This window comes from Butyrivibrio sp. INlla18 (assembly GCF_900103635.1).
Classification (GTDB): Bacteria; Bacillota; Clostridia; order Lachnospirales; family Lachnospiraceae; genus Butyrivibrio.
Genome location: NZ_FMXK01000005.1, coordinates 45,110 through 60,401, shown reverse-complemented (window position 1 = coordinate 60,401; position 15,292 = coordinate 45,110). Strand labels below are relative to the sequence as shown.

Sequence of the window (15,292 nt, the reverse complement as noted above, 5' to 3'; positions counted from 1 at the left end):
ATATGGGGATTCTTGATAATATTTTTAAAAATCCAAGAGACGATGAATGGGAACAGCAGGTAGAGCTTGAGAACTGGAATGACATAGTCTATACCAGAAAGTCCCTTGATATGGATGATCCTGTTCAGAGAAGAGAATATATAGGAAGCTGCCTTCAGCAGATGGAGGAAGCTGCCAAAGAGCTTGACGCCCTGGAGTTTGAGTACAACGATGTTACCAGTCACTTAAGGGATATGGAAGAGATCGATGCGCTTCCACCTGAGCAGAGAGCTGAGATCAATGAATGTGCTCAGAAGATCCTTGATTCTCAGGATCAACAGGATAAGTTCAGCAAGAGAAAGAGCAAGATGACTGATGAAGAATTTGAAAGAATGGAAAGACTTCAGTCAGAAGCTCAGGCCGGTTCCAAAAAGCTTATGGAAGCTGAGGATTTTCAGAGGAAGATCAGGAATGATCTTAAACGTCTTGATGGTGAGCTTGAAGCTTATTTCTTTAGAGAGGAAGAGCTTGAACAGACCATGGAGAATTCCAAAAAGCTTATTATTGCTATAGGTACGGCGCTGGTATTTATAATATTCGTTTTACTGGTGCTGCAGTTTGGACTTAAGCTTAACGTGGTATATGGCTATATGGTGGCAATTTTGCTGGCGGCCATATCTATAACAGTACTGTATGTTCAGAGCACTAATGCTGTAGTTGAGATGAAGACGGTAAAAAAGTCTATCTCAAGGCTTATAATGCTTCAGAATCAGGTAAAGATCCGCTACGTCAACAATACTAACCTTATTGATTATCTGTGCCTTAAGTACAGAGTTATGAGTTCAGGCGAACTCACAGATCTTTTTGAGAGATATAGCAGGGAAAAGAGGGAGCGTGCAAAGTACGAGGATGCCAGAAAGCTTCTTGATTCAAACCAAAAGGATCTGATCTATATGCTAAGGCACTTTAGGGTAAGGGATTCTGAAATATGGATCCATCAGCCAGAAGCACTTCTTAGTCACAATGAAGAAGTTGAGATCAGGCACAACTTAAATGTTCGCAGGCAGTCTCTTAGAAAGAGAATGGAGTACAACAAAGATGTTGTGGCCGGCAATGCCAAGAGAGAGATTGAAGATACTGCTCGTCTTTATCCTCAATATGCTCAGGAGATACTTGATATGGTATCAAGATATGAAGAAAGATATCCAGACATGTAAAAAATCATGTCTGGATTTTTTTACATATAGTTTAATTTTTCCATTGTCAGAAAATCCGGTTGATGATATTATTTCTTTGTTTGTGGAAATCATAACTTTTCATTAATTGAGGAGATTAGATGGGAAACGATATCAGAACGGAAAACTACAAGCGCCTCGGGGAAGAGTGCGGTGTTTTCGGAATGTATGATTTTGATGGAGGAGACGTTGCAGGTTCCATTTACTATGGACTTGTCTCTTTGCAGCACAGAGGTCAGGAGAGCTGCGGTATCGCTGTAAGTGATACTAGTGGGCCTAAAGGTAAGATCGTAAGTTACAAGGACATGGGACTTGTAAATGAAGCTTTTACACCAGATACACTTGATAAGCTTAAGGGCGACATCGGTGTTGGTCACGTTCGTTATTCTACGGCTGGCAGCAGTACTAGAGAGAATGCTCAGCCACTTGTTCTAAACTATGTTAAGGGAACCTTGGCACTTGCCCATAATGGTAACCTTGTCAATGCGCCAGAGCTCAGACAGGAGCTTGCTTATACTGGTGCAATTTTCCAGACTACAATTGATTCAGAAGTAATTGCATATCATATTGCCAGAGAGAGACTTGTTTCTACTTCAGTAGAAGAAGCTGTTGGAAGGGCTATGCTCAAGATAAAGGGTGCATATTCACTTGTTATCATGTCACCTAGAAAGCTTATCGGAGCAAGAGATCCTTATGGATTCAAGCCACTTGTGATCGGTCGCAGAGAGAACTGCTACGTTCTTGCTTCTGAGACATGTGCTCTTGATACCATAGGAGCTACATTCATCCGTGATGTTGAGCCGGGCGAGATCGTAACTATTTCTCCTGAGTTCGGTATTCAGTCCAACAAGAGTCTTTGCCTTCCTAAGGAAGAGCATGCAAGATGCATCTTTGAATATATCTATTTTGCTAGACCAGACAGTAATATTGACGGCGTAAGCGTATATGATGCAAGAATTGCTGCAGGTAGATTCCTTGCCAAGGATTCACCAGTTGATGCAGATCTTGTAGTAGGTGTTCCAGAGTCAGGTAACGTAGCAGCCCTTGGTTATGCTATGGAATCAGGAATTCCTTATGGTCAGGCATTCGTCAAGAATTCATATATTGGCAGAACTTTTATCAAGCCAAAGCAAAAGAATAGAGAATCCAGCGTTCAGGTCAAGCTCAATGCATTAAAGAGTGCAGTTGAAGGTAAGAGGATCATCATGATCGATGACTCTATCGTAAGAGGTACAACTTCAGACAGAATCGTTAGAATGCTCAGAGACGCCGGAGCCAAGGAAGTTCACATGAGAGTAAGTTCACCTCCATTCTTGTGGCCTTGCTACTTTGGTACAGACGTTCCAGCTAGAGATCAGCTTATTGCCTACAACAGAAACGTAGAGGATATCTGCAAGATCATTGGCGCTGATTCACTTGCTTATCTTGGAATTGACAGACTTGAAGAGATGGTTGGCGGCAATCTTGGAATCTGTAAGGGATGCTTTACAGGCAAATATCCGGTTGACCCTCCTAAGGGTGATATCCGTGGAGAGTTTGAGCAATAAGTGGATGAAAAACCAATTTTATTTCTGCTTGCAGAAAAATAAAATTGGTTTTGAAGACACAATGGACATGAGGAAGTAGCACGATAGTGCGGATTCCGAATGGCCGTAGGATTGCGAGAGCGAAGCGGAGCAATCCGTATTGCTCAAAATGTGAAAATTGGTTTTTAAAAGGAGATTAGTATGAGTACAGATCGTTATACAAGCCCATTATCAGAGCGATATGCAAGTAAAGAGATGCAGTACATCTTTTCCCAGGACATGAAGTTCAAGACTTGGAGAAAGCTGTGGATCGCTCTTGCAGAGATAGAAAAAGAGCTTGGACTTAATATAACCCAGGAACAGATCGATGAGCTTAAGGCTCATCAGGATGACATCAACTATGATGTTGCCAAGGCTAGAGAAAAGGAAGTTCGTCACGATGTAATGAGCCATGTATATGCATATGGCCAGCAGTGCCCAAAGGCTAAGGGTATCATCCACCTTGGTGCAACAAGCTGCTACGTTGGTGATAACACAGATATCATCATCATGACAGAAGGTCTTAAGCTTGTTCGTAAGAAGCTTGTTAATGTTATCTACGAGCTTTCTAAGTTTGCTGACAAGTACAAGGATCAGCCAACACTTGGATTTACACACTTCCAGCCAGCACAGCCAACAACAGTTGGTAAAAGAGCTACACTCTGGCTTCAGGACTTTACTATTGACCTTGAGGACCTTGATTATGTCCTTGATAATATGAAGCTTCTTGGTTCAAAGGGAACAACAGGAACACAGGCTTCTTTCCTTGAGCTTTTTGATGGAGATCTTTCAAAGGTTGATAAGCTTGATCCAATGCTTGCAGAAAAGCTTGGTTTCAAGGGATGCATGGCTGTTTCAGGTCAGACCTACAGCCGTAAGATCGACATGAAGGTTATCAACGTTCTTGCAGGCATCGCATCATCTGCCACTAAGATGGCTCAGGATATCAGACTTCTTCAGCATCTTAAGGAAGTAGAAGAGCCATTTGAAAAGAGCCAGATCGGTTCATCAGCTATGGCTTATAAGAGAAATCCAATGAGAAGTGAGCGTATCTGCTCTCTTGCAAGATACGTCATCATTGATACACTTAATCCAGCTATCACTGAGGTTTCACAGTGGTTTGAGAGAACACTTGATGATTCTGCCAACAAGAGACTTTCAATTCCTGAGGGCTTCCTTGCAACAGACGGTATCCTTGATCTGTGCCTTAACGTTGTAGACGGACTTGTTGTATATCCTAAGGTTATTGAAAAGAGACTTATGTCAGAGCTTCCATTCATGGCTACAGAGAACATCATGATGGATGCTGTTAAGGCTGGCGGAGACAGACAGGAGCTTCATGAGAGGATCAGAGAGCTCTCAATGGAAGCAGGCAAGACAGTTAAGGTTGAAGGTAAAGACAATAACCTTCTTGAGCTTATTGCTGAGGATCCAGCATTCCCTCTTTCACTTGAGGAACTTAAGGCTTCTATGGATCCAAAGAAGTATGTTGGATGCAGTGCTCATCAGGTTGAGAAGTTCTTATCTGAAGTTGTTGATCCTATTCTTGATGCCAATAAGGATGATCTTGGAGTAAAGGCTGAGATCAACGTTTAATTTTGCAAAATAATATAAATTACAGTGCATTAAATGGCGCAGGTGATAACTTGCGTCATTTTTGTATATTTGATAGACTAGCGAAGAGGATTTTTTAGGAGGCTACCGGTATGAAAATCATTGATATTCTAAATAGCAAAGATGTCACACTTTCTTTCGAGGTTTTTCCACCAAAAACAGATGCGGGATATGCAGCGGTAGAGAAGGCTTCAGCAGAAATTGCAGCACTTAAGCCTGATTTTATGAGCGTAACCTACGGAGCAGGTGGCGGAACCAGTCAAAATACTGCAAATATCGCAGCAAATCTTCAGAATAAATATGGCGTTGATGTTATTGCCCACCTTACATGCGTTTCTTCTACCAAAGAATACGTAGATTCAATGATCGACGCATACAAGGAAAAGGGAATCGAGAATATCATGGCACTTAGGGGAGATATCCCAAAAGAAGGCAGAGTATGTTATGACTATGATCATGCGTACCAGCTGATTCATGATATTAAATCTAAGTACAGCGATTGCTGTATCGGTGGAGCTTGTTATCCAGAGGGCCACATTGAATGTGCCCGTCAGTCAGAAGATATCCTTCATCTCAAAGAAAAAGTGGATGCAGGCTGTGACTTCCTTACAACTCAGATGTTTTTTGATAATTCGACTTTATACCAGTTCCTCTATCGTATCAGAGAAAAAGGAATTGAGGTCCCTGTTCTTCCAGGCATCATGCCTATCACAAATGTGAAGCAGGTTTCACGAAGTGTGGCACTTTCTGGTTCAACCATTCCTCAGAAGATGAAGATAATGGTAGACAGATTTGCTGATGATCCTGACAAGCTTAGGGAAGCTGGAATCATATATGCAAGTGATCAGATCATTGATCTGATTTCAAATGGAGTAAGCCACATACACGTTTATTCTATGAACAAGCCGGAAATTGCTGCAGGAATTATGCGCAACCTGGCAACAATAATAAAGTAAAGGGAAAGATAAAATGGACGCAAAAAATAACATTAGTCAGGAAGATTTTAATTACTCACAAGAAGTGATCAAAAAGTTATCAGATTACTTCGATGCCAAAGTAGTTGGACAGAAGCAGCTTAAGTTCTCACTTATCGCTTCTATCATTGCTGATGGCCATATCTTGGTGGAGTCAGTTCCAGGACTTGCTAAGACAACAGCCGCCAAGGCTATTTCAGATGCTGTAGACGGAAAGTTTGCAAGAATTCAGTGTACACCAGATCTTTTACCTGGTGATATCGTAGGTACACAGATCTACAATCAGGCAACTAACAAGTTCGAGACAATCCTTGGACCTGTATTTGCTAACTTCGTACTCCTTGATGAGGTTAACCGTTCATCTGCCAAGACTCAGGCTGCTATGCTTGAGGCCATGCAGGAGAAACAGGTTACTATCGGCGGCGAGACATATCGTATGCCAGAAGATATCTTTATTGTAATCGCTACTCAGAACCCTATCGAGCAGGAGGGAACATATCCTCTTTCAGAGGCTCAGACAGATAGATTCCTTGTAAAAGAGGTTATTACATACCCTACAGCTGCAGAAGAGGTTGAAATCTTAAGCCGTATCGAGTCAGGTGTTATCTCAAGAGTTGATGATCCAGTTCTTACTATCAAGGACGTTGATAAGGTTCAGGATATCGTCGATCAGGTTTATGTAGATGATGCTGTTAAGTGGTACATCTCAAGCATCGTAGTTGCCAGCAGAAGAGCAAACCAGATTCCTGGCTTTGAACTTGGCAAGTATGTACGTATCGGTGTTTCACCTCGTGCATCTATTGCATTCCTTAAGATGGCTAAGGCAGCAGCTCTCATGCAGGGCAGAACTTATGCTACTCCAGAGGATGTCAAGCTCGTAAGACATCAGGTTCTCAGACATAGAATCGGTCTTAATTATTCTGCAGTTGCTGACAACATCACCATTGAACAGGTAATTGACGGAATCGTAAACTCTGTTAAGACACCTTGATGAGATGAAGCTATGAATATAGATTACGAGTATTTATCAAGAATTAGAAGAGCGGTGACTCTTTATACAAATAGAAAGACCTCTAATATTCTCGAAGGTGATTTCCACTCTATTCACAAAGGTAGGAGTATGGATTTTGAAGACCTCAAGGAATACACCCCTGGTGATGAGGTCCATGATATCGACTGGAAGTCTTCTTCCAGAATGGGAACAATCCTGGTTAGACGTTACATGACAGACAGAAGACACAACATGATGTTTGTATGCGACTGTGGTACCAAGATGACTGGTGATACTCCTTCAGGTGAGGCCAAAAAGGAACTTGCTCTTATGACTTTTGGAACAATGGCTTATATTGCAGGTAGAAACGGTGCGGATTACGCATTGTCTTTTCCAAATGCAAGCGGAGCCTTTATGAGCATGTTCAAGTCTGGGGCTGATCACCTTGAGAGGCTTCTCTATGAGTATCAGAAATGCGTAACAACTGACGGCGCTCAGGATATTACCAAGACTCTTAAGGACGTCATCAACAATGTTCATAAGAGAATGATCATTTTCCTTATTACTGATGTCAGCACTTTGGCTACCATCGACAAGAATCTCATCAGAGCTATTACCATGGACCATGATCTTGTGGCAATCGGAATTCAGGATGCTGGTCTTACTGGCCAGAGTGTATTTGACTTAGATGTTGGAAGATATGAGAGATTTTTCTTTTCACATAATGCTAAGTTAAGAGAGCTTGAACAGGGCATCAGAACTGAGGAAGCTGATATTATAAACGAAAACTGCAGACAGGGTAGGGCATCTGTCGTTTCCATTAAAAAGGAAAGCGAGATCATCGATAACATTATCCTTCTGCTAGAAAGGTACAGACATGGAAACTACGGTTACATTACAACCACCGTTTGAATTTTATCTGTGGGTATGGCTTTTTGCTATTGCAGCACTGCTCTTATCTGTGGCTTTTCTTTTGATAATGAGGCGTTTTTATAAAAAGGCTCAGACACAGGTAGAGGCTACAAAGGAAGGCCCAGTTTTCATCCAACCTTCACAGAGAGTTATCACAAACGCAAAGGGCAGATATGTTGGAATGATCCAGGCTGTTCTTGCGGATTATAATGCAAAGAAAATTACAAAAAGAGATGGCTATCAGAGGCTTAGTATCATAATTAGAGGATTTGTACAGGAAACTACAGGTATCAATGTGGAAAACTATACTCTCTATGAGATCAAGGGACTTGGGATTGAGAAGCTCAATAAGCTGATCGAGGAATACTATGTACCTGAATTTGCAGAAGATAACAGGGCTACCAAGATGAGCCTTGAGGCTTCATGCAATAGCGCTATGGGAGTGATAAAAACATGGAATTGATGCACAAAAGTGTTGTCATTATCGGCGGCATTATTCTTGCTGTGGTACTGTTTGCACTACTTGGTGTGCAGCGCCACAAGGCAAATTCATATTCCACAGGTATAAAGGCGGCAAACACTTCAAGAATCAGACAATCAGCTATTTATCAAAAGCTTGAGAAAAGATACAAGATCCTTAGATGCATTTTGGTAGCCAGTCTTGTGGGAAGTATCGTATCATCCCTTTTCCTTATAGCCAGGCCCTTTGAAACAAAAGAGATCGAGAGCACTATAAAGAAAAGAGATATTATCATTTGCTTGGATGTTTCTTATTCACTGTATGACCTCAACTACGAGGTTACAGATTACCTTGAGGAGCTTGTAAGGGGCCTTGAGGGAGATAGAATTGGAATCAATATATTCAATACTTCAACAGTTACCTATGTACCACTTACTGATGACTATGACTATGTTATAGACAAGCTTGATGAGCTCGAGCAGTACTTTGTTATGCAAAAAGAGTTTATGGAAACCTATAACGGTAAGAAATACTCTGATCTGACTGATGAAGAGTATGAAAAGTATGAGGAGATGGCAATCAAGCTGTCATACTTTGATGCTGGTACAGTTTATAATTCTGACACTAAGGGCTCATCACTTATTGGTGAAGGCCTTGCTACAGCTCTATATTCATTCCCATATCTTGGGGAATCAGAGAGAACAAGAGTTATCATCATGTGTACTGACAATGAGCTTAGTAACATTGCTCCACAGATCGTTGATGTGGAGAAGGCAGCAGAGGCTTGCGCTGTTAATGATGTAACTGTTTATGGCATTTATCCTAGAGAAGAGGTTTTCTATATGCCTGATCTCTATGATTACGAAGAGTGCAAGAGTGAGTTTGAGAACGCCATTAAGATAACAGGCGGTAAGCTCTATATCAGAACTACTGATAATTCAGTAAAAGATATTGTTGGAAACATTCAGAAGGAGGACGCACTCCTTGTTAAGACTGTTGCTTCCAAAGAATATACAGACATGCCATTTATACCATTTGTCACATTGCTTATGTGCCTTGTGGCTTCAATAACGGCAGGATTGGTGTTACAAAGATGAGACTATTACCTATTTTACCTATATTTTCACTGCTTGCTATATTCATCATTTTGATGACGGCAACGGTGATCATAATATGGAGAAATCAGTTAAAACTTAAAGAAAAGATCTTTTCGATAGCAAGATTATCCATCATCTACATTCTTGTGCTGTGCATAGGTCTTAGACCAGTTACAGTAGATGATAATGTTGAATTTGCTACCAAGAATCTGGATGTTCTCTTTGTTGTAGATACTACTCTTAGTATGTGGGCAGAAGACTACAGCGGCAAAAATACCAGAATGAGTGGCGCGCTTAAGGATGTTCAATATATTATCGATGAACTTGCAGGAAGTAACTTTGCTATCGTTACTTTTGATAACAAGTCAAAGGTAGTAAGCCCATTTACTCAGGATGTTAGATATATCGAAGATCTTATGGCTACCATAACTCAGATCGATTCATACGATGCAGCTGGAAGTAGTCTAAATCTTCCTTATTACGATATGAGATCACTTCTTTCATCATCTAGGAAAAAAGAGAACAGAAGGACAGTAGTTTTTTATATCAGTGATGGTGAGATCACAAATGGAGAAGAACTTCAGTCTTATGCAGAGCTTGCTGAATTTGTAGATACAGGTGCTGTTTTGGGATATGGTTCAGAAAAAGGTGGCAAGATGAAGGACGGCAGCTGGGGCTACGTATATGACAGTACAACTCACCAGGATGCTATTTCTATTATCAATGAAGAGAATCTTCAGCAGGTGGCTACAGACCTTAATCTCAGCTATCTTAACATGAACTCTGGACATGACCCTATCAAGGGAATCATCGAAGAGGTCAAGAATCAGTGCAAGACTGTTATGGATAAAGAGACAGGCGCTGAGAGATATATAGACATGTATTATTACTTTGCTATTCCACTGGCTCTTATGATGTTACTTGAACTGTACATAATAATAAGGAAGGGGAGATTATAATTTATGAAGAAGACACCTTTAAAGGTTATGATACCCTTTATTATTTCTATCGTACTTGTTGTAGCTTCAGGTTTTTTTGTGCTGAAGGTACTTTTAAACCATTTCTTTATTGTAGCATATGCTTCAGAAACTTATGCACCTCCAGTACAGAAATTCGAGGTTTTATTCAATCACCCTGAGAGTTACCTTCCTTATTACAATCTTGGTAATTGCTATTACCAGGGAGGAGACTATTCTACTGCAGCAGCTTATTATTATCAGGCTCTCTCATATGAGAATGTTCCAGAAGACAGGGATATTCCTATCAGAATAAACCTGGCGCTGGCTCTTTGCTATAGTATTGATTTTGATAATCTGAAAACTGATACGGATATTCAAGGGGCGCTTCAGATATTGTACAGTGCTAGAGATATCCTTATGGAAAAAGGGTATGCCAATGATGAAGGAACTGGAACAGATGCAACTGCTCAGCAGCTTAAGGAAGATATCGATAAGATGATCGAGAAACTCCAGCAACAGCAGAATAATAATGATAATTCTGATGATCAGGAGCAGCAACAACAGCAAGAGCAGCAGGAAGAACAAGATCAAGATGACCAGCAAAAGCAAGAACAGCCACAACCTATGACTCAGGAAGAAATTCAGGAGATTCAGGATAATAGAACTAAATCAGCTAGCGAAAGAGTTGAGGAACAGGAATATTACGGCAAATATGATGAAGATGGTGAGGAAACCGCTGGTGGTTCCGGGCCAGAACATCCATGGTAATCAGAAGCTCGCACATTGTGCGGGCTTCTTTTTTCTTGATAATTTGAGATACTATGCAACCTCTACTATATGATGTATAATAGAGTGTGGAAAAAGGAAGATGTTGTATGAAAGGGGTAAAAATATTATGAAAAAACGAATATCAATGATATTAAGCGTACTGTTGACGCTTCTACTGATATTAACTACAGCATTTACATATTCTGTTGATACTAAGGCGGCAGAGACCACCTTCTCAGGAACGGTTTCAGATAAAACAACTTCAGATATCCTGTATCTGTCCACAAGCGGCGGAACAATGGAGATCAAGATCGACAGCTCAACCCAGGTAAGCGGAACCAAGCTTATTCTTCCAGGAAGCAGTATTACAGCTTCATGTTATAGAGGAAGCGATGAGTACTGGCATGCATCTACTCTTACAGGAACAGCAAAGGTTGGTAAGGTTACAATTGATACAGGCAACAAAGCAACAGTAAAAGGTACTATTGCTAAAGGTACATCAGAAGAACTTCTATATTTAAATACAGACAACGGAACAATGCAGATCAAGATGGATGATGAGACAGATCTTTCAGGTGTTACAATGCTCATCATCGGTAAGAGTGTTCAGGTTGTAGTTGCACGAGGATCAGATGCATATATGCATGCTCTTTCAATTTCAAGTAACGGCGGTGCTTCTGCTACATCAAGTTCAGCAGCTGGTACTTCATCAGGAAGCGGTGTAACAGGAACAGTAGAGAAGGGTACTACTTCTTCAATCCTTTACCTCTCAACTTCAGCAGGAACAATGGAGTTTGTTCTTGACCTTGCAACAGATGCAAGTGCTTGCCGAGTGCTTATGCCAGGCGAGAGCATTACAGTTAACTTCTATAGAGGAAGCGATGCATGGAATCACACATCCAAGCTTGTAAATAATTCAGCTAGTGCTGCTTCTGAAGTTACACTTGATGCTTCATCCAAGACTACAGTTTCTGGTAAGGTAAGCTCAAGCACAACAGAGAATACTCTTTATCTTGAGACAAGCGGCGGAACAATGCAGATAAGACTTGATGCAGCTACAAACTTCTCAAGATGTCCAGTAATCCTTCAGGACAAGAACATATCAGTAGTAATTGAGCGTGGATCAGATGAATATTATCATGCAGTTTCAGTAAGTCTTAACTAAGGAATGATAAATAAAATGAAGGTTGGAAAATTCTAACCTTCATTTTTTATATATAGAAATATATTTTTATTTTGCTGTCCAGCGTCCACTTGCTCCGCATGGAAGTACAAGACCATTTCCTTTAACTGGAAGTCCAATCTCATTGGCCTCTACATTTCCTTCGTGAATAGGATCAAGAACTGTATGAAGCATATAAGAAAGTACTGCAGGCTGTAGACCTGTTGTGTATGAGTTGATAAGGAAGAACAGTGGGTTATCTGAAAGAAGCTTAGCAGATAACTGGATAAATGGGAAAACAGATTCCTCGATCTTCCAGATCTCACCCTTAGGACCTCTTCCATATGAAGGAGGATCCATGATGATGGCATCATATTTATTGCCACGTCTTATTTCTCTTTCAACAAACTTAACGCAGTCATCAACAAGATATCTGATAGGTGCATCAGCAAGTCCTGATGAAGCAGCATTCTCTTTTGCCCAAGCAACCATACCCTTAGCGGCATCAACGTGAGTTACACTTGCCCCAGCCTTAGCTGCTGAAACAGTAGCACCACCTGTATAAGCAAAGAGGTTAAGAACTTTAATTGGACGATCAGCTTCCTTTATTAATGAAGAGAACCAATCCCAGTTAGCTGCCTGCTCAGGGAAAAGACCTGTGTGCTTGAAGCTAAATGGTTTAAGATTAAATGTAAGTTCCTTATAATTAATAGTCCATTCTTCTGGAAGCTTATGGAACTCCCACTCACCGCCGCCTTTATTGCTGCGATGATAGTGTCCGTTGAACTTCTTCCATCCGTAATGCTTTTTTTCTGTATTCCAAATAACCTGTGGGTCTGGTCTTACGAGTAAATAGTCGCCCCAACGTTCAAGCTTCTCACCGCTTGAGGTGTCTAGTACTTCGTAGTCTTTCCATCCGTCTGCAATCCACATAGATTTAATTCCTTCCATATAATATATTCTTTATAATAGTTTAAACTCTGATAATAGTTTTTTCTATTAATAAATGCTATTATTTGCGTTGATGTGCAGGTCACATTGTACTACAGCACATGTTTATAGTCATCTAAATGAATAAAAAGATTAATTTTGATCAAGAAAAATAGCTAAAAAAGGCTGATTTTACCATAAAAGAGATTAATTTTTAAAAAGGTGTTGCATTAAATATCAAAATGTTTTATACTCATAAACGCTGTGACATGATAGCTATGAAGCGTGAGGTTGCTGCTTTATCCAGTTAAGCAGGTTTTCCGTGGAGCGAATGTCTAGAGGCCGAACCAAGGCCAACCAAACTGACGACAAGTCACTGTACAGTAATTAAAGAGTCTGCCGACTAACCCAAGGCAGAAACGACGTGTAGTAAAACTATGACCTTATTATGTATTAAGGTTTAGGACACACACGGGAGAGTGTACAGTCACCGCTTGTCGTACTTCATTAAAAGTGCGAAAAGGAGGCGACTTTTTTTATGGCAAATCAGGTAATGAGAATTACACTTAAGGCTTATGATCATCAGCTTGTTGATGCATCTGCCAAGAAGATTATCGAGACAGTCAAGAAGAACGGTTCTCAGGTAAGTGGACCAGTACCTCTTCCTACTAAGAAGGAAGTTGTTACTATCTTAAGAGCAGTTCACAAGTACAAAGATTCTAGAGAACAGTTCGAGCAGAGAACACATAAGAGACTTATCGATATCATCACACCTACATCAAAGACAGTTGAGGCTCTTCAGAGACTCGAGATGCCAGCTGGTGTAAACATAAACATCAAGATGAAATAATTTAAGTAACATTGACCTCTACTAGTATGATGCGAGACGCATGATGCCGTGAAAACTGGAGAATTGTCACGTTGCAGACAATTAAAGCGACATTGCGAACGAACCAAGCATCCGCTGTAGACGTAATAGGAGGTAAAAAACATGAAGAAGGCTATTTTAGCTACTAAAGTCGGAATGACTCAGATCTTCAAAGAAGATGGTTCACTTGTTCCTGTAACTGTTCTTCAGGCAGGACCATGTGTAGTAACACAGATCAAAACTGTAGAGAACGACGGTTATAGCGCTGTTCAGGTTGGATATGTTGACAAGAAGGAAAAGGTTGTTAACAAGGACAAGAACGGTAGCAAGACAATCTACCACCGTCATGGCGCTACAAAGGCTGAGCAGGGACATTTCAAGAAGGCTGGAGTTTCTTGCAAGAGATATGTAAGAGAGTTCAAGCTTGAGAATGCTGCAGAGTATGCTCTTGGCGCTGAGATCAAGGCTGATATCTTCGCAGAAGGCGACAAGATTGATGCTACAGCAGTTTCAAAGGGAAAAGGATTCCAGGGTGCTATTAAGAAGAATGGTCAGCACAGAGGACCTATGGCACACGGTTCCAAGTTCCACCGTCATCAGGGTTCTAATGGTTCAAGTTCAGATCCTAGCCGCGTATTCAAGGGCAAGGGAATGCCTGGTCACATGGGCAGTGTAAAAGTAACAGTTCAGAATCTTGAGGTTGTTAGAGTAGATGCTGACAAGAATCTTATTCTTGTTAAGGGTGCTATTCCAGGACCTAAGAAGGGACTTGTTGCTATCAAAGAAACAGTTAAGGCAATAGGCTAATAAGAACGCGAAAGGAGGACCATACAGATGGCTAATGTATCTGTTTACAATATGGAAGGCAAAGAAGTTGGCAAGATCGATTTAAACGATGCTATCTTCGGAGTTGAAGTAAATGAACATCTTGTGCACATGGCAGTTCTTCAGCAGCTCGCTGACAAGCGCCAGGGTACACAGAAAGCTAAGACACGTTCTGAAGTTTCAGGAGGCGGAAGAAAGCCTTGGAGACAGAAGGGAACAGGTCATGCAAGACAGGGATCTATCAGAGCTCCTCAGTGGAAGGGCGGCGGAGTTGTATTCGCTCCAGTTCCAAGAGATTATTCTTTCAAGATGAACAAGAAAGAGAAGAGAGCTGCTCTTAAGTCTGCTCTTACAGATAAGGTTCAGAACAACAACATCATCGTTGTTGACGAGCTTAAGTTCGACGAGATCAAGACAAAGAGATTTGCAGAGGTTATGAACAACCTTAAGGCTACTCGTAAGGCTCTTGTAGTACTTGCAGATAATGATAAGAATGTTGTTCTTTCAGCTAGAAACCTTGCTGAAGCAAACACAACACTTACAAACACACTTAATGTGTATGATATCGTAAACGCTAGAACACTCGTCCTTACAAAGGATGCAGTTGCTAAGATAGAGGAGGTGTATTGCTAATGGCAGCATTACAGTATTATGACGTAATCCTTAAGCCAGTTCTCACAGAGAAGAGCATGGCTGGCATGAGCGAGAAGAAGTACACTTTCCTTGTTAATCCAGAAGCTAACAAGACTCAGATCAAGGAAGCTGTAGAGAAGATGTTCGAGGGAGCTAAGGTTGCTAAGGTTAACACAATCAATGCTAACGGCAAGATGAAGAGACGTGGCATGACTGTTGGTTTCACAGCTAAGACTAAGAAAGCAATCGTTCAGCTTACAGCTGATAGCAAGGACATCGAGATTTTCCAGGGACTCTAATTTATAACTAATAATTATACG

At 40.9% G+C, this 15,292-nt stretch carries 16 protein-coding genes; 15 read left to right on the top strand and 1 reads right to left on the bottom strand.

Annotated features, from left to right (window positions below; all coding sequences use genetic code 11):
* Positions 1-2 precede the first annotated feature (2 nt).
* From BLS24_RS03115 to BLS24_RS03065, 11 genes are all read left to right on the top strand, one after another.
* Positions 3-1,196 carry an AAA family ATPase gene (locus tag BLS24_RS03115; RefSeq protein ID WP_091756045.1) on the top strand — a complete coding sequence of 398 codons (1,194 nt, stop codon included), beginning with the start codon at positions 3-5 and terminating at the stop codon, positions 1,194-1,196.
* Positions 1,197-1,315: 119 nt separating this feature from the next.
* Positions 1,316-2,761: an amidophosphoribosyltransferase gene (gene purF, locus BLS24_RS03110; RefSeq protein ID WP_091756043.1), complete on the top strand. Its 1,446-nt coding sequence runs from the start codon at positions 1,316-1,318 to the stop codon at positions 2,759-2,761.
* Positions 2,762-2,941: 180 nt separating this feature from the next.
* The gene (gene purB, locus BLS24_RS03105) at positions 2,942-4,375 is read left to right on the top strand and encodes an adenylosuccinate lyase (RefSeq protein WP_071176741.1); all 1,434 of its coding nucleotides are present in this window, start codon (positions 2,942-2,944) and stop codon (positions 4,373-4,375) included.
* Between the two features lie 110 nt (positions 4,376-4,485).
* Entirely contained in the window at positions 4,486-5,349 is an 864-nt protein-coding gene (gene metF, locus BLS24_RS03100; protein ID WP_091756041.1) for a methylenetetrahydrofolate reductase [NAD(P)H], read from the top strand.
* 13 nt (positions 5,350-5,362) lie between these two features.
* On the top strand, positions 5,363-6,358 hold the full coding sequence (locus BLS24_RS03095; protein WP_071176739.1) for an AAA family ATPase: 996 nt from the start codon (positions 5,363-5,365) through the stop codon (positions 6,356-6,358).
* Between the two features lie 12 nt (positions 6,359-6,370).
* Positions 6,371-7,270 (top strand): DUF58 domain-containing protein, encoded by a 900-nt coding sequence (locus tag BLS24_RS03090; protein WP_091756039.1) that lies wholly within the window; start codon positions 6,371-6,373, stop codon positions 7,268-7,270.
* Entirely contained in the window at positions 7,236-7,733 is a 498-nt protein-coding gene (locus BLS24_RS03085; protein WP_091756037.1) for a hypothetical protein, read from the top strand. The genes BLS24_RS03090 and BLS24_RS03085 overlap by 35 nt, the downstream gene beginning before the upstream one ends.
* Positions 7,724-8,827, top strand: coding sequence for a VWA domain-containing protein (locus BLS24_RS03080; protein ID WP_091756035.1), 1,104 nt, complete (start codon positions 7,724-7,726; stop codon positions 8,825-8,827). The genes BLS24_RS03085 and BLS24_RS03080 overlap by 10 nt, the downstream gene beginning before the upstream one ends.
* Positions 8,824-9,786 (top strand): vWA domain-containing protein, encoded by a 963-nt coding sequence (locus BLS24_RS03075; RefSeq protein ID WP_091756033.1) that lies wholly within the window; start codon positions 8,824-8,826, stop codon positions 9,784-9,786. The genes BLS24_RS03080 and BLS24_RS03075 overlap by 4 nt, the downstream gene beginning before the upstream one ends.
* 3 nt (positions 9,787-9,789) lie before the next feature.
* Positions 9,790-10,554: a tetratricopeptide repeat protein gene (locus tag BLS24_RS03070; protein WP_091756031.1), complete on the top strand. Its 765-nt coding sequence runs from the start codon at positions 9,790-9,792 to the stop codon at positions 10,552-10,554.
* A gap of 127 nt (positions 10,555-10,681) precedes the next feature.
* Positions 10,682-11,719, top strand: coding sequence for a hypothetical protein (locus BLS24_RS03065; RefSeq protein WP_143015140.1), 1,038 nt, complete (start codon positions 10,682-10,684; stop codon positions 11,717-11,719).
* A 66-nt stretch (positions 11,720-11,785) separates the two neighbouring features.
* On the opposite strand, the gene BLS24_RS03060 is transcribed toward BLS24_RS03065, so the two are convergent.
* A complete protein-coding gene (locus BLS24_RS03060) occupies positions 11,786-12,649 on the bottom strand; it encodes a class I SAM-dependent methyltransferase (RefSeq protein ID WP_091756027.1) in 864 nt (287 codons plus the stop codon).
* Between the two features lie 535 nt (positions 12,650-13,184).
* On the opposite strand from BLS24_RS03060, the gene rpsJ reads away from it, so the two are divergent.
* From rpsJ to rplW, 4 genes are all read left to right on the top strand, one after another.
* Positions 13,185-13,496: a 30S ribosomal protein S10 gene (rpsJ, locus tag BLS24_RS03055; RefSeq protein ID WP_013279995.1), complete on the top strand. Its 312-nt coding sequence runs from the start codon at positions 13,185-13,187 to the stop codon at positions 13,494-13,496.
* A 141-nt stretch (positions 13,497-13,637) separates the two neighbouring features.
* Positions 13,638-14,321, top strand: a complete 684-nt coding sequence (gene rplC, locus BLS24_RS03050; RefSeq protein ID WP_071176731.1) for a 50S ribosomal protein L3 — start codon at positions 13,638-13,640, stop codon at positions 14,319-14,321.
* A gap of 27 nt (positions 14,322-14,348) precedes the next feature.
* Positions 14,349-14,972 carry a 50S ribosomal protein L4 gene (gene rplD, locus BLS24_RS03045; RefSeq protein WP_072700559.1) on the top strand — a complete coding sequence of 208 codons (624 nt, stop codon included), beginning with the start codon at positions 14,349-14,351 and terminating at the stop codon, positions 14,970-14,972.
* Complete coding sequence (gene rplW / locus BLS24_RS03040) at positions 14,972-15,271, top strand: 50S ribosomal protein L23 (RefSeq protein ID WP_091756025.1); 300 nt, start codon at positions 14,972-14,974, stop codon at positions 15,269-15,271. The genes rplD and rplW overlap by 1 nt, the downstream gene beginning before the upstream one ends.
* Positions 15,272-15,292 lie beyond the last annotated feature (21 nt).

Excerpts from the sequence above, each read along its gene's own strand:
- BLS24_RS03085 (WP_091756037.1), top strand. The coding sequence starts at position 7,236 with ATGGAAACTACGGTTACATTACAACCACCGTTTGAATTTTATCTGTGG.
- rplD (WP_072700559.1), top strand. The coding sequence starts at position 14,349 with ATGGCTAATGTATCTGTTTACAATATGGAAGGCAAAGAAGTTGGCAAG.
- metF (WP_091756041.1), top strand. The coding sequence starts at position 4,486 with ATGAAAATCATTGATATTCTAAATAGCAAAGATGTCACACTTTCTTTC.
- BLS24_RS03065 (WP_143015140.1), top strand. The coding sequence starts at position 10,682 with ATGAAAAAACGAATATCAATGATATTAAGCGTACTGTTGACGCTTCTA.
- rplW (WP_091756025.1), top strand. The coding sequence starts at position 14,972 with ATGGCAGCATTACAGTATTATGACGTAATCCTTAAGCCAGTTCTCACA.
- BLS24_RS03095 (WP_071176739.1), top strand. The coding sequence starts at position 5,363 with ATGGACGCAAAAAATAACATTAGTCAGGAAGATTTTAATTACTCACAA.
- rplC (WP_071176731.1), top strand. The coding sequence starts at position 13,638 with ATGAAGAAGGCTATTTTAGCTACTAAAGTCGGAATGACTCAGATCTTC.
- BLS24_RS03115 (WP_091756045.1), top strand. The coding sequence starts at position 3 with ATGGGGATTCTTGATAATATTTTTAAAAATCCAAGAGACGATGAATGG.
- BLS24_RS03070 (WP_091756031.1), top strand. The coding sequence starts at position 9,790 with ATGAAGAAGACACCTTTAAAGGTTATGATACCCTTTATTATTTCTATC.
- purB (WP_071176741.1), top strand. The coding sequence starts at position 2,942 with ATGAGTACAGATCGTTATACAAGCCCATTATCAGAGCGATATGCAAGT.
- BLS24_RS03060 (WP_091756027.1), bottom strand. The coding sequence starts at position 12,649 with ATGTGGATTGCAGACGGATGGAAAGACTACGAAGTACTAGACACCTCA.
- BLS24_RS03075 (WP_091756033.1), top strand. The coding sequence starts at position 8,824 with ATGAGACTATTACCTATTTTACCTATATTTTCACTGCTTGCTATATTC.
- rpsJ (WP_013279995.1), top strand. The coding sequence starts at position 13,185 with ATGGCAAATCAGGTAATGAGAATTACACTTAAGGCTTATGATCATCAG.
- BLS24_RS03080 (WP_091756035.1), top strand. The coding sequence starts at position 7,724 with ATGGAATTGATGCACAAAAGTGTTGTCATTATCGGCGGCATTATTCTT.
- purF (WP_091756043.1), top strand. The coding sequence starts at position 1,316 with ATGGGAAACGATATCAGAACGGAAAACTACAAGCGCCTCGGGGAAGAG.
- BLS24_RS03090 (WP_091756039.1), top strand. The coding sequence starts at position 6,371 with ATGAATATAGATTACGAGTATTTATCAAGAATTAGAAGAGCGGTGACT.